Consider the following 18,675-nt stretch of genomic DNA (forward strand, 5'->3'; position numbering starts at 1 on the left):
TTTAATAAAAAATATCGGGACCGGTAGAAACCGATCCCGATATGTAAAAGTCATTTATCTTTTCTTTTTATTTGTATAGAATGTGTCATCCATAGGTAATTTCGGTCTTAATTTACCGTCTCTCTTATAGTACGCATTTTGTACGGCAGGAGCGGTAGGAATTGTTGCAATCTCACCGATACCCTTTGATCCATAAGCTACTCCGAGTAACTCATCTTTTTCAACATATATTGCATGAATCTCAGGTATATCTGTAGCTCTCATAAGTCCAAGAGTACCATACTTTGATTTAACCACACAATCCTGAAGCTTAAAGTCCTCGGTAAGAGCGTATCCGAGTGACATAAGCACTCCACCCTCTATCTGACCTTGTATTGCAATAGGGTTAACAACCTTACCTGAGTCATGAGCGGCATAAACTGTCTTAACCTTGCCGTCATCATCAAGAATTACAAGATGTGTTGCATAGCCGTATGCAATATGTGACTTAGGGAACGGAACATCTGCACCGAGCTTATCTGTAGGCTCAAAGTACTCGGCAAAGTAACTTCTGCCGTTAAGCTTATCCAAATCTCCTCCCACTTCATCAAGCTCCTTCTTAAGCTCAAGTGAAACAAGTCTGATAGCCTCACCACTTATAAGTGTCTGTCTTGAACCTGAAGTTGTTCCTGAATCCGGAGCAAGCTCTGAGTTACAACCCATATTTACGAACTTTGACTTAGGAAGGTTCAAAGCCTCAGCTGCCATCTGCACAAATACTGTAGCACAACCCTGACCTATATCTGAAGCACCGCAATATATTTCTATAATTCCGTTATTTACAACAAGCTTTGCACGCCCCTTATCAGGAAGACCTACACCTACACCGGCATTCTTCATAGCACAAGCCAAACCTACATTTGGATAGTTTGCATCATAAGCTTCCTTTACAGCCTCCAAAGTCTCTTTAAGAGCTGTTGAACAGTCTGCAATCTGACCGTTAGGCAATACCTTGCCGGGCTCTATAGCATTTCTGTATCTGATTTCCCAAGGTGATATGCCTACCTTCTCTGCAAGCAAATCAATGATTGATTCAAGCGCAAACTCACTTTGACATACACCGAATCCTCTAAATGCACCTGCAGGTGGATTGTTGGTATAATATCCATATCCTCTTATATCGGTATTTTGATAGCAGTATGGTCCTACAGAGTGAGTACAAGCACGCTCAAGTACAGGTCCGCAAAGAGATGCATATGCACCTGTATCAAAATAGATATCACAATCAAGTCCTGTAAATATACCGTTTTCATCACATCCGAGGGTAAAAGTTCCATGCATTGCATGACGCTTTGGATGGAATGCAAGTGATTCATCTCTTGAGAACTTAGCCTTTACAGTTCTACCGAACTTATATGCACAAAGTGCGGCTATATGCTGAACAGAAACATCTTCTTTTCCACCGAATCCGCCACCTACATACTTATTTTCTACAACTATCTTTTCAGGATCCCAACCGAACATTATAGCAACTTCTTTTCTGGTATCATATATACTCTGGTCTGTACTGAAAATTTTTACACCATCCTTATAAGGCATTGCTATTGCACACTCAGGCTCAAGGAATGCATGCTCCGTGAAAGGTGTATCAAAAGTCTCTGTAACTGTATATTTTGAACTGGCAATAGCAGTCTTTGCATCACCTCTTGTAACATGACGTGATTGACACAGATTGCCGTTTGGATGAACCTTAGGTGCATCCTCAGCCATTGCTTCCTGTATATTTCTTACAGGCTCTAAAACTTCATATTCAACCTTTACGAGAGTCTTTGCTTTTTTAAGTATTTCCTCGCTCTCAGCTACTACCAGGCAAATAGCATCACCCATACATCTTGTTATATCACCTTTGGCAATCATTACATCCCAGTCCTGCTGAATATGTCCTACCTTATTGTTTGGAACATCTTCTGCTGTCAATACCGCAACAACACCTTCAAGCGCCAGTGCCTCTGAAGCATCAATATCAAGTACTCTTGCTCTTGGATATTTTGTTCTTACTGCTGAAACATGGAGCATATTCTCAAGTTCCATATCATCAACATACTCACCTATACCAAGAACCTTGTCTCTTACATCAATTCTGAAAGCATTTGAACCTACACCGAAGTCATCACCTTTTTCAAGTTCTTCATCAATCTTCTTATCGCCTCTCATTATCTGAGCCACAAGTTCAATCGCCTCAATGATCTTTTTGTATCCTGTACATCTACAGATATTCCCCTTTATAGCTTCTTTGATATCATCCTCTGTAGGATTCGGGTTTCTGTCAATAAGAGCTTTACCTGACATTACCATACCCGGAATACAGAATCCACACTGTACAGCACCCTTTGAACCGAATGCATATACAAATGCCTCTTTTTCAAAATCACTTAATCCCTCAACTGAAACTATATTCATACCTTCAGCTCTTTTGGTGGTCATAACACATGCTCTTGTTGCCTTGCCGTCGATTATAATCGTACAAGTACCGCATGCACCCTGACTACATCCGTCCTTTATAGATTTGAGCTTTAAATCGTCACGCAAAAATCTTAACAGTGACACTTCTTTTTCAGTTTCAACCACTTTCCCGTTTACTGTAAAACTGTACATCAAAATTCCTCCATGATATTTTTATATGCCGATAAATACGTTCTGATTCTCTATTAGCAGAATCAAGGCATACATAATAATTAGTAAGTCTTATTTAGGCTTAATAAAACTTACCGTATTAACTTGTTTTAAAATTTTTGTGAATACCGTTTTAACCAAAAAAATTTTTAGTTATATACTTTTTCTTAAGAACAAATCCCTTGATTTTATTCACATTTTCAACAATGTATTGTAGAGATTATATCATAAAACCTAAAATAAATAAATGTCTTTATTATTTATGTATTCGATAATAGAGTATTTTCTTTACTATTTTTTAAGGTTTGACTTGGTGGAATACCAAAATATTTTTTATATAATCTGCTGAAATATAATGGATCCTGATACCCTACACTGATAGCGGTATACGTAACCGACATTCCTGTCAGCAAAAGATTTACAGCCTTTCTAAGACGCAACCTGATCAAATAGTCAATAGGCCTTATATTATATATCTTGTTAAAAGTATATGAAAAATGTGATTTATTCATCTTTGCTACACCTGCCAAATCTTCAAGCTTTAAGCTGTGATTATAGTTTTTTTCCATAAGTTCTACAGCATTTTCAATCTGTAAAATCTCTCTGTTTATCATAGAATACCCAAAAGAGCTGAGTATAAGTTGTTTAGCTATTATATTATTATGCAATTGATCATCAAAACTTGATCTTTCCACACTTGCTTTCAGCTTAGACAACAGTTGTTCCGAAATATCCTGCCCGAAATTTGAAATTTTATATACCGAATTCATAATATCACTGTATCCATACCAGGGAACTTCGGGATCATAGTATACATTTAAATGTATAAAGGATTCTTTGGAAATTACATCAAAGGAAACTTTCTGATTTTTTGCCCCATGAATCACCACATCCGCTGTAGCATGAAATATTTGGTCATTGAAATGTATCAGTGCTTCTCCTCCGATTGTGTATATAAAAGCACTATGGGTGGTGTCATATGAAATATGCTTCCCCTTTTGTTTTTCTTGCATTGAAATTCCTGTAATAAGATATTTCCTGCTGCTATACTCCCTTTGGCAATCCACTAAAAAATCTTTATCCTTCACAGCAGTCTCCTTTCTTATGGATTATATTTTTAATAATAGTCCATATCTTTATATTATTCTATATTCAAATCTCACAAAATTTAATTATAATCTATGTATTAGGTCTTGCTAACCTGATAGCTGTGTTGGCAATTATATTATATGAAAGGTCTAAACAAATGTATTTATGTTAAAAACTAAAAACAATTTTAAATTTGCCGTATTACTTACGGCACTGAGTGTATCCCTTATATTCTCAGCGTTTATATCTGTATCCCTCGGGGCTGTACAAATAAGCTTAAAGGATACCTTTAATATATTAATTTCAAATATATCAGGCAATGTAAATATAAGCAATTTATCTGGCTCAATTATTGCAATTGTTTGGAATATGAGAGTTCCAAGGGTGATTATGGGCATTATAGTAGGCGCCGGATTGGCAATTTGCGGCTCTGTAATGCAAACTACTGTAAACAATCCTATTTCAGAGCCGTATATACTCGGTATTTCTGCAGGTGCAACTTTCGGTGCAACTTTTTTTATTATACTTGGCTTAAAGTCTTTGACAGGTATAGGTGCTTTTTTCGGTTCTGTTATTTCAACTGTTGTAGTTCTTTTTATTGCCTCTATCGGAAAAAAGTTCACAACTACAAGTTTGATATTATCAGGTGCCGTTGTCAATGCCCTGTTCAGTGCATTTTCCAATTTTATTATTTCAATAGGTGCAAATTCTGACAGTATGATGACTATTAAATTCTGGACTATGGGCTCACTTGCAAGTGCTTCATGGTCAGATATAGCCTTGCCTATGTTTATTATATTCGGTTCATTTATATTTTTCTTATTCCAGCATCGCATACTCAATACAATGCTTATGGGAGATGATGTTGCCATTACTCTGGGGATAAATTTATATATCTACAGATTTATCTATATGATATTTATATCTATGATAACAGGAATACTGGTCGCAAAATGTGGAATAATAGGCTTTGTAGGATTAATTACACCGCATATTTCCCGTATTCTTGTAGGCACAGAGCATAAAAAAATAATTACAATCTCTTCAATTCTCGGGAGCTTATTTATACTATGGTCGGATATCCTTGCAAGATGCTTAATAGATAAGGCAGAGCTTCCTATAGGAATCTTTACATCTCTGGTAGGTGGACCTTTCTTTATTTATATTGTAATAAAAAATCAGAAAGGCGGTCATAAATAAATGGATTTAACTTGCAACAATATATGCTATTCAATCAAGAATAAGCTGATACTCAGTAACGCCTCTGTAAATATCAGAGGAAATAAATTTTTTACAATACTTGGACCGAACGGATGTGGGAAAACTACTTTATTAAAAACAATATACAGAGTTTTAAAACCTTCATCCGGTACAATTTTATTAAACGGAAATAATATAGAACATATCAGTCTTAAGGCATCTGCCAAAGAATTGGCGGTAGTTGCACAGTTTAATGAAATAAATTTTGATTGTAATGTAAAAGATATGGTTATGCTTGGCAGGACACCGCACCTTAGCTTTATGCGCTCTGAAAAACAATCTGATTATGATATTGTGGAAGATGCATTACAAAAGGTTGGAATGATTGATAAAGCGGAGCGTTCCTATCTTTCATTATCAGGAGGCGAAAAACAGCGTGTTGCACTTGCCCGTGCTATTGCGCAAAAGCCTTCTTTACTTCTTCTTGATGAGCCTACCAACCACCTGGATATCAGGTATAAAATTGAAATTCTTCAAATTATAAAAAATTTAAATATAAATGTACTTGCAGTACTACATGATATTCAATTAGCAGGTAAATTTTCAGACTATATATATCTTATGAAAGGAGGTGAGGTCAAATACGAGGGTGAACCAAGAACAACAATTACAGAAAAATCTATGAAAGATATATACGACATTAATTGCAAAATATCATGGTCGAATGATAATCAAGCTATGATAGAATATATTTAATATGAAAGGAAAAATATGAATAAGATTTTAAATTATACTATAAACGCATGTATTTCACTTACACTGGCAGGATGTGCCGCAGGAAATAACTCTACAAGCAGCACTGCAATAGAAACAACAGTGGCTGTAGCAGAAACTACTGCTACTGTTGCAAATGACAGCAAAAATACTGCCAATGCCGCAGAAACTGTTTATCCGGTAAGTATTCAGACCTATGATGCAGACGGAAATGAAATTACTCAGGTATTTGAGAAAGCTCCTGAACGCATAATAACAAATAATCTTTCATCCACAGAGCTTCTTATTGACTTAGGTTTACAGGATAAGATAGTAGGCATGCTGGATCCTGATAATGAAGTTACCGGTGAATATGCCTTGGCAATATCAAAAATACCGCATATCGGAGATAAGAAAAGTGTATCCAAGGAAGTGGTTCTTTCAAATAATCCTGATATCATTATAGGAAGAAATATGATGTTTTCAGATAAATCCCTCGGCAGTATTGATTCCTGGAATCAAAATTCCATACCTGTATATACTCAAAAAGCTTCCGTATCCACTATGAAACAAAGTCTTGAAAATGTTATAGAGGATGTAAGAAATATCGGAATAATTTTTAATATTCAGGATAAAGCAAATAAATATGCCGATGAATTAAAAGGCAAAGTTGACAGTGTTATTTCAAGCAATTCAAATAACGGCAATGATTTAAAAAATGCACTTATTATGTGTGCATATAATGACGAAACTTTCGGTGCCTACAAATCCGCATTACAGGAAAGCATACTTAATACCTTAGGTTATACAAATATTGCTACAGGCACTTCCGATTTAACACTTGAAAATCTTGTCACAATGGAACCTGAGTTAATCATTTATGTTACCAGCGACCGTAATAAGGATCTTGATACAAATGCTGTCGAGTTGATGAAAAATAATACCGTACTGGCTGATGTTCCTGCAATATCCAATAATAAAATCATGACTATTTCATATGATGAATTTATGGACTACGGCACCTCAACAATCAATGCATTGGCGGATGTCAATACATTTTTGAATAAATAAAATGTTTATAACCAAAGTATCTCTGCCAAAAGAATATAAACCAAATAAAAAATATCCTCTTATACTTTTAAATGACGGAGAAATTTATTATTTGGATTTATTAAAAGAAAAAGCAATAATTATCGGATTAATCTCCAATAAGAGAATCGATGATTTTACCCCTTGGAAAGCCGAAAATATAAAACCCGGTATGCCTGATTTTGGTGGAATGGCAGATGAATATCATAAAATATTATTTAATTCCACTCTACCTGAACTTTTATCAAAGTATAGTATTGATACTGATAAAATAGCATATGGAGGATATTCTCTTGGCGGCCTGGCAGCTATCTACAGTATGTCTACCACCTTGGTTCCGAATATAATTTTTTCTATCTGCGGTTCTTTCTGGTATCCCGGCTTTGTACAGTTTTGCCTTGATACAAGTTTTAAAAACATGGATGCATCAGTATATTTGAAAAACGGAAAAACTGAAGGGAGTAAACATAATAATATTTTATCAGATTCTCCTGTGCTCTGTGAAAAGGTTCATTCTATACTAAGCAAAAAACTGAATGATGTAACATCTATATTTGATGATTATGCACACCACGAGCATCTAAAAACAAGATATGAAGAATTGTCCAAATGGTTGATAGAGCGGTTATGCATATAGTATGAATTCTATCTCTCATGTAAAAAAGGCTCCCGGATCTTTTGTGATCCGGGAGCCTTTTTATATATTAATTTATCCCAACTGATTTAATCTGCCGATAAGCTCGTCTACATCAAGTCCGTGAACCATAGCTGCCTCTGCAAGTGACTCCATCTGTGATGATGGGCATCCGAGGCAGTGCATACCGATGTCCATAAGCACATTTGCAGCTGCAGGATTCTCTGAAAGCACTTCTCCGATAAGCATATCAGGGCTGTACTTGCCATCTGTAGCCTCCTTCTCAACCTTTCCGAAGAAAAGCTCGATATCATCTTCAACTGTTCCTATACCTGCGATACCGAAGTTATCTACCAATACCTTAGCTACATTTGGTGAAAGGAATCCCGGAAGTGTAGGTCCGAGGTGAATATTCTTTACACCTAAGTATAATAATGCAAGTAAAACGATAACAGCCTTTTGCTCATACCATGCAATATTAAACTCAAGAGGAAGATCGTTGATATCATCAAGACCGAATACCTCCTTAAGCTTAAGTGCGATAACAGCTAATGAATATGAGTCATTACACTGACCTGCATCAAGAACTCTTGGAATACCGCCGATATCTCCAAGGTCAAGCTTATTGTACTTATATTTAGCACATCCTGCTGTAAGGATAACAGCATCCTTTGGAAGTGCCTTGGCAAAATCTGTATAGTAATTTCTTGCTTTTGAACGTCCGTCACAACCTGCCATTACAACAAACTTTGAGATAGCACCTGACTTAACAGCATCTACAACCTTATCTGCAAGTGCAAGTACCTGAGCATGTGCAAAACCGCCCACGATATTTCCGCTCTCAATTTCTGTAGGAGGAGCACATTTCTTAGCCTGCTCGATGATCTCTGAGAAATCCTTCTCCTGACCGATATCTCCTGCTATATGCTTACATCCCGGATAACCTGCAGAACCTGTTGTATAAAGTCTGTCGATATAGCTTGCCTTAGGTGGTACGATACAGTTTGTAGTCATAAGGATCGGTCCGTTAAAGCTCTCAAACTCTTCTTTCTGCTTCCACCATGCATTACCGTAATTACCCTTAAGGTTTGAATACTTCTTAAGCTCAGGATAATACTGTCCTGCAAGCATCTCTGAGTGAGTATAAACATCCACTCCTGTTCCCTGTGTCTGCTTTAAGAGCATCTCAAGGTCTCTTAAATCATGTCCTGAAATAAGGATTCCCGGATTTGTACCTACACCGATATCAACTGTTGTAATCTCAGGATTTCCGTAAGCTGTTGTATTAGCCTTATCAAGTAAAGCCATTCCGTTTACACCATACTTACCTGTCTCAAGTGTAAGTGCTACCAAATCATCCACACTTAAGCTGTCATCAAGTGTTGCAGCCAATGCTCTTTGTAAGAATGCATCCACTTCACCGTCATCCTGTAAAAGTGCATTTGCATGCTTTGAATATGCTGACAATCCCTTAAGACCGTATATAATAAGCTCTCTAAGGCTTCTGACATCCTCATCAACTGTTGCAAGAACACCTACTGTTGCAGCCTTTGCAGGATACTCGCTCTCATCATATGATTCCCAACGAGCCGCCTCAGGTAAAAACTCAGGTTGTGAAACTTCAGCTAAAAGTCTCTTCTTAACATCCAATGTAGACTTGATTTTTGCAATAATAGCATCATTGTCAAAGTTTGCATTTGTGATTGTGATGAATAAGTTTAAAGTAATAAGATGATTTACTTCCTTACTTACTTCCTTACCCTCTTCACGAAGTCTGGTTGTAACTGCTGATATACCCTTACTTACATAAATAAGCAAGTCCTGCATATTTGCAACTTCAGGCTTCTTTCCGCAAACACCTACCTGTGTACAGCCTGTATTGCCGGCTGTCTCCTGACATTGATAACAAAACATCTTGTTTTCCATTTTATACCTCCTCTTACTATGACTGTTTTACAGTCTATGAGCAATCTGTATCTACAGATTTAATTTCTTGTTCCTTGCATCCTGTGCATGAGTGTATAATAACAGAAAGGAAATCCAAAAACTGTAACTTTGGTTACTGAACAATGTTTTTTTTTAAAGACTTTTAAGTCCTTCAAGATTTTTTACAATCAAGTCCTTTCTTACTACCTTTATAAAGCCGTCTTCCTGCATTTTCATAAGCTCCCTTGAGAGTGAAGGTCTGGCTGCGTTCAAAAAGTCGGCAAATTCTTCTCTGCTCATTTTCAAAGTAACTCTGTCTCTGTCATTCATATTCTGCAAAATAAATCTTGCGATTTTTTGCTTTAATGTTGAACATGAGAGCACCTGTAATCTGTTATTCAAATAATATGTTCTTTCCGCAAAAATAGTGAGCAAATTGGAAAGCATTTTATTTTGCAGAGGTGAAGGCTTATCTCCAAGTCTTGTAAGATATTCCTTAGGTATCTCCAATATCTTACTCGGTTCACTCGCACATGCATAATTTGCATATTCCTCATAATTTAAAAATAAGAAAACCTCGCCGAATAATTCTCCCGGAGTTGAAAACATTCCAAGTATGCTTCTTTTTCCGTTTACCGAATCATTGCCTACCGCAATACTACCCTCAACCAGCATTGTAATATATCTCGGTCTGTCTCCTTGATTAAAAATCATCTCACCTTTTCTAAAGCCTAAAATATCAGCCTTTGCTTCTTTTAGGCAAAGTTCTATCTCTTCTTCGGTCATTCCCCTAAAGAGTGGGGATTCTGTATAACTTCCTGGCATATATCTCCTTCAAGCGTCATACCCGCACGCAGTCTTTTTCTAGATTCTTGCATAATTCCGTCAATATAATTCAGCCGCACCAAAACTTCTTTTTCTTCTGATGTTGTTTCTATTATCTTGTCTATTCCGCCATTTTTGATAACTATCCTTTTATCCGCCATCAATGCCAACAGAGGATCATGAGTAGCCATAAGTACTATCTTGTCCTGTGAGATCAGAAGATCGAGAGCCTTTTTTCTGTCTATTCCGGCATTTTCTATTTCATCTATCAAAACTATGGGGGACGAACTTAACACCGCCGTATCTGCAATCATAAGCGCTCTGGACTGTCCGCCGCTTAGAGCCGTAACCGCAGTTTCGGGTGAAAAATTCTCTCCTGCAAGCTTATTCGCTTCATATAATATTTTTTCAACTACTGACTCTATATTTTCAACCATTCTGCTTTCCGCATGCATGGTTATAAATTCACGAGCCGTAAGATCCATAACGAAGTTCATATTCTGTGAAAGCTGTGCAACTAATTTATTATTTGTTGAATATCGCCATTTCGGATCCGGTTTTCTTCCATTAATATATATGGTTCGACCGGTAGGGGTATCATTTTGTGCTGCCCATTCTATATCAGCCAATAATCTACTCTTTCCGGATCCCGTTGGTCCCACTATAGACACAATTTGTGAAGAAAATATGTCAAATTTATCAAATTTTTCTTTTTCTCCACTTTTATTGTGACCTGGAAAAATAGTTAAACTCTCTATATTTTCCTTGCTATCACCAAGGAATTGTAGCATTTGCTTGATGAATGTGTCAAGCTGGATTTTGATTTCTTCCTTGTCTATTGCCTTTTCTTCCAATTCTTCCTCAGAAAAACTGTCTAAAATTTCCACAAATGTAGAATCTAAGTTTTCACTGATATCAAAGCCTGTGCTTTCAAAGAAGTCAACAACAAAAGGATACTGCTCAAGCAGCTCTTTTAACTTCATCTCACTCATTTGTTTGCCTCCCATTGCATCTTCTTTGTATTTCCAAGTTGATAATCCTCACCTATTCTGGTCTCTCCCAGACAATAGGAGCACATAGCGGAAGGCATTGCAAATCTAAGCTTCATTCCCTGCACCGTTTCAATATTTACTTCACTGTCATATATTAATGTGGAAAGTTCAAATGCTCCCTGTCCGCTAAGTCCGTTTACATTCATTACCATAGCTCTCGGGTTCACCGCACTTACTCTGCCGCTAAAGACCTCTCTTTCAGCTTGACTCACTATATCGCCCTTTGTGATAACCACGATATCTGCCGCCTTAAGCATAGGTCCGATTTTTTTAGGGGTGTTTATACCTGAAAGATTATCAATCACACATACACCTTTGATATCGGTAATATAGGGTGAACAACGGTTACAAAGTCCTGCCGACTCTGTTATAAGCAAATCAAGTTCTTGTGCCCTTCCCCATTTGACCACATCCTCAATATTTGAAGCAAAGAAGTGATCCGGGCAAAGACCTCCCGAAAGCCCTTTTTTTACAGGAATATTTGCCTTCTCATATATTGCATCATCATCTGTATACAAACAGTCAAACTTTACAACTCCCGCTTTTATTCCTCTGTCCTTCATAGCTTCAATGGTCTTTAAAATAACAGATGTCTTCCCTGATGAAGGAGGACCTGAAAATATAACTAAATTCATATATTAATCTCTCCTTATTCAGCCTGATTATAAAACCATTTTTCAGTGTTTCTTAATATTTCACCGATATCATTTGAATGTATAAAATCCCATCCTGCCCATAGGAATGTTTTATTATCGTCTAATTTATTGTCATATTCCGGATTTGTCTGTGGGAACATTCCTTCGGCTCCCAAAACATCCGCCACCTCTTTTGAAAATAAGAAATCAATAAGTTTCTTACTGTTTTCATAGTTTTGCTTTTTGGTCAAAAGGAATACAGGGCTTATAATAGCTCCATCCTTTGGCCAAACCACTGTCAGATTTGAATTTTCCTTAATTGTTTTTGAAAAGAAATAAGGCATAATACTTATAACAGGTGTAGCCATATCTTTTCTTGCTCCTGTTTTTACCATCTGTGCAGGATGCATGGACTTTAAAAGTCCTCTTCCAAGTGCCTCAACCGCCTCTTTACCGTAATTTGAATATATACCGAGCATGATAGCATTAAACATATCCAGATCTGCTGTCGGCAATGCAATTGAGTTTTCAAACTCCGGCTTAAATAAATCCTTCCATGAAGTCGGCATTTCTCTCTCACCCAATACATCAGTATTTACAATAAATATAGCAGGTACAATACCTATTATAGAATATTCTCCTTTCGGATCCTTTAAGGAAATCCTCTCGTTATCTAGAGATTTGTTTAATTTTCCCTGTCTATAGTCTACAAAGACTCCACTTTCTCTAAATCTCCCCATCATATTCTTATCAAAAAACAGATTAAATCCTGCAGACATATAGATATCCGATAAATCATCCCCTGTCTTTGCATTCCTTATCTCTTCCTCAATAGCTTCCATTCCCATACTTGCAGCATTCAGATTATAGTTGATCTCATAGTCCTGACTCTCTACAAACTGTTCAAACTTTTCAATAAACTGCATTCTTACAGGGCAGGGTAAGATTCCCTTTATGGAGGTTTTGGCATTTTCATCCATATTTCTTATAATGCCGTTATTATCAGTCATTATTGTCTTTCTTTCGATAGCCTCTACTAACTGCTTCTCAAAAACTTCCACATTTATATTCTTACTCTTTAAAGCCATTTCAAGGCTTAAAAGCTTGCCCATTGATTTTCTCATCATATCATTTCTTAGATTTTCAAATCCGGCATTTGCCAATACCTCTATAAGCTCCGGATACTTCTCTGTGATATCATATACCTTATCTTTTATATCAAAATATTTATTCATATAAACTCCTTTTATTATAAACATAGAGCCCAGCATACAGTTCAGGCTTCTAATATAATTTTTCTTTATTCTAGTTTGTATATAAATAAAAAGCTGTAACAATAGTTAAAAGTAACCTGTATTTCTTTTGTTTTAGGTATACAAAGGGGATGTGAAAAAACTCTATTGAGTTTTTTCGCATCTCCCTTTTTGCAATTATTGTGTATAAATGACTGAAATCATACGCAAAAAAAGCGCAATTCCACTACCCCATAGAAATTCTTTTTTAATCTATGCGGCAGTTCTGTTTCTTGTCTTTTTTTTCTGATATTTATATAAATTATGGCCTATCGCCACGAGTAAAACTTCAAGTTTGACTGAATGAATACCTCTTCGGACAATTCTCTTGTACCAACGGTCGCTTTTCATAATTCCAAAAGTGCCTTCTGCTTGTATCGAACGGTTCATTCTCAATAACGCACCGTGGATACTTTCCAGGTTTTCGATTACTTCCTTATGCATGGAAGTTAGTTCCTGATTGATCCGAACGGTTCGATTCTTATCTGTCTTCTTACATTTCTTTGCATATGGATATCCGCTACAGTCTTCGCATTCATACAGTTCTTCCTTGCGTCCGTACTGATTTCCCCTCACATTTTTTCTGCATAAAAAATGGAATGCTTTATCGTTAGGACATCTCATGACTCCTTGCTCATCAATTCTGAAGTTAACTGCACGAAATGGATCTTCATGATATTTCCGATCCTTAGTTTCCTTTTTAAACATTGGAAATTTCATATACTTTTCAATTCCATTCTGTTCACAGAAAATATAATTGTTGTATGAGCCATATCCGGCATCTGCCACAGGATATTGGGGATAGAATCCATAAGTTTGTTTGAAGTGCTCCATCAAAGGAACGAAACAATCCATATCCGAACGATACCGGTTCACGTCAACAACTGCAATATATTCTTCTGCTACACCAATCTGTACATTATATGCCGGCAGAAGCTGATCATTGCCCATGTAATCCGTTTTGATACGCATAAAGGTAGCTGAGTTATCTGTTTTAGAGTAACTGTTTCGGTTAGGACCACAGATTTCTATTCTTTGTATGTATTCTTGAAGTTTCTGACAGAAAGTAGTCAAGTGTTCATAATGACGCTGTTCTTTGGATTTTCGTTTTCCGCTTCCGTAAACAAATGTACTTGTATCCAGTTCCCATAAAAGTACTAGCTGCTCAACGATTTCATTCAGATAATCCGGTACATACTCCGGGTTTGTTGTAATCTGCACCCCGCTCCATGCGATTTCTGCATTAATTTCCTCAATCTCCGCAGTGATTTTTTCGTAAAGCTTGTAACGGAACTTTTCGGTAGCCTTCTTCCATACCCAGGTATACTTGTTTGCATTTGCTTCAAACTTGGAGCCGTCGATGTAGAGATATTGAAGATCTACATGCTCCTCGTTAAAGATAGCATGATTGATATCGTTAAAAATGTTTTCAATCTTATCTTGAAGTATTTCATTGATGAAATATCCAAAGGTTCTGTATGACGGAGTCCGATAATCCATGAGATACATGAACCTGATATTAACTTTGCAGTTGTCTTCCAGTTTTCTCAGAGAGCAGTAACCGCTAGTCATAAATCCGAAAAGTACTGTTTTTAACATGTTGACCGGATTATATCTGCGTCGTCCGGTTGTGTACTCCGGAATATCCGTCAGATACTTGTTTAAATCGATTCCTCCAATCAATCTGTCAAATGTTAAAACAGGATCCAGCAGATCCAAACAATCTGAAAGAAACAGTGGTAAATATCCTTGTTTTGAATTACAATAAGTATTGTGTAAAGTTTTCATTGCAAGTTAATTTTACCACAAAAATAGGACCTTTCGCATGAACGAATGGTCCTATTTCTTTTAGGGACTTATTTCATAGCCCCAAGATTTTATATTATAGTGATATGATTTTATCTCTTGACAATTCCATAATTAAATTTACATCAACCCTTTTTCTCCCGGTTGCCACTCTTTTCAATGCTTTTTCACTGTTTATAAGCCAAATAGACTTTTCTCAAAATCTTCTGTGGATATCTTTTTACAGCAAATCACCAAATATAAAATGTAAATTGAAAAATCAACCCGTCCTAAGACTTGACATAGAAAAAACATCTTTCTTGTTGTCTGAAAAAATGCTAACTGCCAAATATATCTGAGAATTCTGTCCAAACAGCCTCTCTGTTTCTTTTCATTTCTGATACCTCTTGCACTAATCCATAACAATAATTGTCATACTCCGGCTTTATAAACTTAAAAGTTTCTTTGCACTCAGAAAATTTCAAATGATTCTTGTAGTATGAAATAAGTTTCCTTTCACCATTCTCTTTCCGCATATTTGTTTTATCTGCTGCAAAGAGATAAACATATTTACATCCGACCGTTTCCGCAATGTTAATGAGCAGAGGAACAATAACTTCCCAAAAGACTCCAAATCCTAACGGTATACTTTCAAGATCATCAGGTGTCTTAAACTTCTCATTCCTGCATAAATGAGCAAGCTCTATTGCAGGTATGCATTTGTGTACTTTTATTGTATTTTGCGATTGCCCAACCTCTATAGACTCATTTTTACTGTCAACTACACCTCTTGCTATACTGAACAATCGATCACATTCATCATAACCATATTGTTCACATCCATATTCGAACAAACTTTTTTTATACTCAATAGTGTTATCTTCATCTAAAATGCAATCTATGACCTGATCAACCAAATCTTTTTTTTCATCTGATAATAATTCACTTAAAGGTTCTTCTACCAATAACCCACACTTTATAGAGAAAAACAATACAAGTTTTTCATTACTGTCTTTTACAAGATACACTCTTGTCTCCCCATTAGAATCTTCTTCCCATGCATTATTTTTAATATAACTTTCAAGAGAATTATTACTTCTTTTTGAAATAAAAGTATTCAATATTTCCCTATTCTCTTCACTAAATGTCAATACTTCATATTTAAAATTTTGGAAGTATTTCTGACTTTCAATAATATTAATAGAAATATCCTCCTATGCTGCTCTTCTCCTACTGACAAGCTCTCTTTGTGCATCTACTTTCATTGCGTTTAGCGACAACGGTACATTACCATTATCTTCATAGTTAAGACCGGATCTGGCCATTTTCCATGAAAACTCTTCATGTGATAAGGCACTTAGCTTCCATGACGATAAAGAACCATATCTATCAAAAACACTTTCAAGTATTTTTTTTGTATTATCCGATACAGAATCCTTTAGCTTTGTCAACTCTTCTAAGTTTAAATCCTTCTTAAATTGGTTCCTAACCTCTTTTAATACCGGGCCATACTTCCAACCATAAAAAGTTGCATCAAATAAGGGTTCTTTATTGTACATAAGAGATTCCCTTTGTGCAAAATACATAAGTTTATGCATTCTCATCTCATCCATATGTTTACCATTCTTTTCATAATACAAGTTGTCTAATGCCATTGCAACACCCATTGTATTCTCCATATAAAACCTCCTTTGTTTTTCCTTATATCAGATTATACAATATTTTACTTATACTGTGCAATACCGCTAATATGCATAAACTTATTAACCGACGTAAAAAGGTTGCCGTACACAGGCAAGCTCGCCTTATAGACCTTAATCCGTTAAACTTATGGTAACCTAAATACACCTTATTATTGTGTGAAGTTTAAGTTAAGTAATTAATAAACCAATGTAGAGTATTTTCCCATGATAATGCCGCTTCATAATATATTTTATCCGTTCTATATTTTTCATAGCGTGGGTTTGGAAGATAAGGAACGGTATTCATATGTCCTAATGTTGTTGTTAATACAATACTCTTTTCATATGATTTTGCTTTCTTCATAATGTTAATTGATGCATTATAAGAATCCCATATTTCATCTTTTGTTGAAGCAATTAATAAAAGAAGGCATATAACATTTTCTACATTCATAACTCCGGAATCATCAATATTTGACTTCTTCATCAGAATATCCATAATGAACTCCCTTATTTTAAACGGTTTATAAGGTATCTCCCTCCCACCATATGTCCAAGAAGAATGTTTGGAATTCCTTTTTCCTTTTAATCCTTCATAAACTCTATCACTTGGCGAATTTAAAACTGCACATTTAATATAATCATATTTAGTTAAACTCATTAGACCGTATTCGGCTCCCTTTGATCTACCATAAATTCCAATCCTTGCCGAATCAACAAATGTCAACTTTTGTAAATACTTTAACGCTTCTTCAATGTTTTCAAGCGGTATTCTATCTAAACTTGATTTTTGATTATTCATTCCGAAATAACTGATTGCCAGTGTCACAAAGTCATGATTTGATAATGTCATTGCAATATTTTGTGCTTTTTCTATCCCTCCTTCACTGCCGGACAATACTATAATAGCCGGCTTTTTACTTTTATCATCATAAAACAATCTCCCTTGCCAACTATCTCGTAGGATATCTACGTAATTTATATTATAATTTTTATAGAATCTATTAAAATTCGTTTTAGCAAGTAACTTTCCATCTGATAAAACTGTAATTTTGTAACTTACAACATCATTTAAAGGTAAATCCTTAAGGTCTTTAATATGTTTTTTATTAACTATAGATACAGCCTTAAGAGTTTCAAACAGTCCCATATCTCTGATACCCATATAATCTCCACCTATGGATGGTGAATTTTTAAGTGATACCATTCCTTTTGAATCACTAAGAAAAACGGCTTCAGATTGCCAAAACGTATTATTTGACCAATTCATAGGAGCATTTATGTTATAAAAACGACTTGTCTCCAAAACAATTTTAATTTTTTCAAATTTTTTTAATCCTTGGATACGTATATTCATCCTTGAATCCATAATTTTATCGGTATCCTCAATTATAATTTTACATTACATTATATTTCTCCCAAGTATCTGTAATATCAGACATTAATTCACTCAATTGTTCAAAAAAAATGCAATCATATTTTTTGAAAATTCTTCTTAGATTATCTTCTATTTTTTTATGCTCTTCATCATGTTTATTACATACAATTTCTCCTTTAGAGGTTAACTCAAGTACAAAGCTTTTCATATTAATTTTTTTCTTTTTAACACAATATTTTTTTTCTAATAAATTAACTAATTGTGTAACGGCACTTCGACTTATATTTAATTTTTCGGCATATTCAACCAAAGTATATTGAGGGTTTTGTTCAACCACTTTCAATAAATGTACCTCTGATAAATTCAAGTCAAGAATTCTATGTTGTTTGTATTCCAAGCTGAGATACGCTTTTATGAAATTTTGAAATTCAAGTAAAAACTTTCCATAGTTCATATTTATACTTCCTATTTTGTTAATCCACTTAACAAAATATCATATACAAAACAATTGTCAACCCTACAAACAGCTCTGTGAATCATATATCGGTAACTTGTTGTTTCCAAACTTTATGATAGAAATTTTAATATTCCTGTGGTAGAATGTTTAAGCTAATGAGTAAATCGGCACTGTCAGCAAAAAGAAAGAAGCTAATTGTGCAGCTCTACCAAAAATGAGCAGACAT

The 18,675-nt window shown here is 35.5% G+C and carries 16 protein-coding genes; 4 read left to right on the forward strand and 12 right to left on the reverse strand.

The genetic code is table 11. The annotated features are described in order from the left end of the window. Positions 1–54: 54 nt before the first annotated feature. Positions 55–2,634, reverse strand: coding sequence for a selenium-dependent xanthine dehydrogenase (gene xdh / locus J4O15_RS09990; protein ID WP_208100653.1), 2,580 nt, complete (start codon positions 2,632–2,634; stop codon positions 55–57). A 278-nt stretch (positions 2,635–2,912) separates the two neighbouring features. After that, positions 2,913–3,740, reverse strand: coding sequence for a helix-turn-helix domain-containing protein (locus J4O15_RS16310; protein WP_208100654.1), 828 nt, complete (start codon positions 3,738–3,740; stop codon positions 2,913–2,915). A 166-nt stretch (positions 3,741–3,906) separates the two neighbouring features. On the opposite strand from J4O15_RS16310, the gene J4O15_RS10000 reads away from it, so the two are divergent. From J4O15_RS10000 to J4O15_RS10015, 4 genes are read left to right on the forward strand one after another with little or no spacing between them, the layout of a single operon-like run. Beyond that, positions 3,907–4,941 (forward strand): FecCD family ABC transporter permease, encoded by a 1,035-nt coding sequence (locus J4O15_RS10000; RefSeq protein ID WP_208100655.1) that lies wholly within the window; start codon positions 3,907–3,909, stop codon positions 4,939–4,941. Next, on the forward strand, positions 4,942–5,697 hold the full coding sequence (locus J4O15_RS10005) for an ABC transporter ATP-binding protein (RefSeq protein ID WP_208100656.1): 756 nt from the start codon (positions 4,942–4,944) through the stop codon (positions 5,695–5,697). It abuts the gene before it with no gap. Positions 5,698–5,712: 15 nt separating this feature from the next. Next, positions 5,713–6,765 (forward strand): ABC transporter substrate-binding protein, encoded by a 1,053-nt coding sequence (locus tag J4O15_RS10010; RefSeq protein WP_208100657.1) that lies wholly within the window; start codon positions 5,713–5,715, stop codon positions 6,763–6,765. A 1-nt stretch (position 6,766) separates the two neighbouring features. Then, positions 6,767–7,420: an alpha/beta hydrolase-fold protein gene (locus J4O15_RS10015; RefSeq protein WP_208100658.1), complete on the forward strand. Its 654-nt coding sequence runs from the start codon at positions 6,767–6,769 to the stop codon at positions 7,418–7,420. A 72-nt stretch (positions 7,421–7,492) separates the two neighbouring features. Here the strand turns inward: J4O15_RS10015 and hcp are convergent, their stop codons facing one another. From hcp to J4O15_RS10065, 10 genes are all read right to left on the reverse strand, one after another. Next, positions 7,493–9,343 (reverse strand): hydroxylamine reductase, encoded by a 1,851-nt coding sequence (gene hcp / locus J4O15_RS10020; protein ID WP_208100659.1) that lies wholly within the window; start codon positions 9,341–9,343, stop codon positions 7,493–7,495. 153 nt (positions 9,344–9,496) lie between these two features. Beyond that, positions 9,497–10,168, reverse strand: a complete 672-nt coding sequence (locus J4O15_RS10025; protein ID WP_009220771.1) for a Crp/Fnr family transcriptional regulator — start codon at positions 10,166–10,168, stop codon at positions 9,497–9,499. Then, complete coding sequence (locus tag J4O15_RS10030; RefSeq protein WP_208100660.1) at positions 10,126–11,160, reverse strand: ATP-binding cassette domain-containing protein; 1,035 nt, start codon at positions 11,158–11,160, stop codon at positions 10,126–10,128. The genes J4O15_RS10025 and J4O15_RS10030 overlap by 43 nt, the downstream gene beginning before the upstream one ends. Next, positions 11,157–11,855, reverse strand: coding sequence for a GTP-binding protein (locus J4O15_RS10035; protein WP_009220769.1), 699 nt, complete (start codon positions 11,853–11,855; stop codon positions 11,157–11,159). Before J4O15_RS10035 ends, J4O15_RS10030 begins: the two co-directional genes overlap by 4 nt. Positions 11,856–11,869: 14 nt before the next feature. Continuing rightward, positions 11,870–13,090 (reverse strand): ABC transporter substrate-binding protein, encoded by a 1,221-nt coding sequence (locus tag J4O15_RS10040; RefSeq protein ID WP_009220768.1) that lies wholly within the window; start codon positions 13,088–13,090, stop codon positions 11,870–11,872. 270 nt (positions 13,091–13,360) lie between these two features. Next, on the reverse strand, positions 13,361–14,935 hold the full coding sequence (locus tag J4O15_RS10045) for a transposase (protein WP_208100661.1): 1,575 nt from the start codon (positions 14,933–14,935) through the stop codon (positions 13,361–13,363). Positions 14,936–15,270: 335 nt separating this feature from the next. After that, positions 15,271–16,053 carry a hypothetical protein gene (locus tag J4O15_RS10050; protein ID WP_208100662.1) on the reverse strand — a complete coding sequence of 261 codons (783 nt, stop codon included), beginning with the start codon at positions 16,051–16,053 and terminating at the stop codon, positions 15,271–15,273. Between the two features lie 93 nt (positions 16,054–16,146). Further along, on the reverse strand, positions 16,147–16,611 hold the full coding sequence (locus tag J4O15_RS10055) for a Panacea domain-containing protein (protein WP_208100663.1): 465 nt from the start codon (positions 16,609–16,611) through the stop codon (positions 16,147–16,149). A gap of 187 nt (positions 16,612–16,798) precedes the next feature. Further along, on the reverse strand, positions 16,799–17,983 hold the full coding sequence (locus J4O15_RS10060; RefSeq protein ID WP_208100664.1) for an acyl-CoA thioesterase/BAAT N-terminal domain-containing protein: 1,185 nt from the start codon (positions 17,981–17,983) through the stop codon (positions 16,799–16,801). A 28-nt stretch (positions 17,984–18,011) separates the two neighbouring features. Continuing rightward, positions 18,012–18,446 (reverse strand): MarR family transcriptional regulator, encoded by a 435-nt coding sequence (locus J4O15_RS10065; RefSeq protein WP_208100665.1) that lies wholly within the window; start codon positions 18,444–18,446, stop codon positions 18,012–18,014. Between the last annotated feature and the right edge of the window lie 229 nt (positions 18,447–18,675).

It is taken from the genome of Lachnoanaerobaculum sp. Marseille-Q4761 (genome assembly GCF_017565785.1).
Lineage (GTDB): Bacteria > Bacillota > Clostridia > Lachnospirales > Lachnospiraceae > Lachnoanaerobaculum.

Excerpts from the sequence above, each read along its gene's own strand:
- J4O15_RS10025 (WP_009220771.1), bottom strand. The coding sequence starts at position 10,168 with ATGCCAGGAAGTTATACAGAATCCCCACTCTTTAGGGGAATGACCGAA.
- J4O15_RS10055 (WP_208100663.1), bottom strand. The coding sequence starts at position 16,611 with ATGGAGAATACAATGGGTGTTGCAATGGCATTAGACAACTTGTATTAT.
- J4O15_RS10030 (WP_208100660.1), bottom strand. The coding sequence starts at position 11,160 with ATGAGTGAGATGAAGTTAAAAGAGCTGCTTGAGCAGTATCCTTTTGTT.
- xdh (WP_208100653.1), bottom strand. The coding sequence starts at position 2,634 with ATGTACAGTTTTACAGTAAACGGGAAAGTGGTTGAAACTGAAAAAGAA.
- J4O15_RS10005 (WP_208100656.1), top strand. The coding sequence starts at position 4,942 with ATGGATTTAACTTGCAACAATATATGCTATTCAATCAAGAATAAGCTG.
- J4O15_RS10040 (WP_009220768.1), bottom strand. The coding sequence starts at position 13,090 with ATGAATAAATATTTTGATATAAAAGATAAGGTATATGATATCACAGAG.
- J4O15_RS10045 (WP_208100661.1), bottom strand. The coding sequence starts at position 14,935 with ATGAAAACTTTACACAATACTTATTGTAATTCAAAACAAGGATATTTA.
- J4O15_RS10035 (WP_009220769.1), bottom strand. The coding sequence starts at position 11,855 with ATGAATTTAGTTATATTTTCAGGTCCTCCTTCATCAGGGAAGACATCT.
- J4O15_RS10065 (WP_208100665.1), bottom strand. The coding sequence starts at position 18,446 with ATGAACTATGGAAAGTTTTTACTTGAATTTCAAAATTTCATAAAAGCG.
- J4O15_RS10015 (WP_208100658.1), top strand. The coding sequence starts at position 6,767 with ATGTTTATAACCAAAGTATCTCTGCCAAAAGAATATAAACCAAATAAA.
- J4O15_RS10010 (WP_208100657.1), top strand. The coding sequence starts at position 5,713 with ATGAATAAGATTTTAAATTATACTATAAACGCATGTATTTCACTTACA.
- J4O15_RS10060 (WP_208100664.1), bottom strand. The coding sequence starts at position 17,983 with ATGGATTCAAGGATGAATATACGTATCCAAGGATTAAAAAAATTTGAA.
- hcp (WP_208100659.1), bottom strand. The coding sequence starts at position 9,343 with ATGGAAAACAAGATGTTTTGTTATCAATGTCAGGAGACAGCCGGCAAT.
- J4O15_RS10000 (WP_208100655.1), top strand. The coding sequence starts at position 3,907 with ATGTTAAAAACTAAAAACAATTTTAAATTTGCCGTATTACTTACGGCA.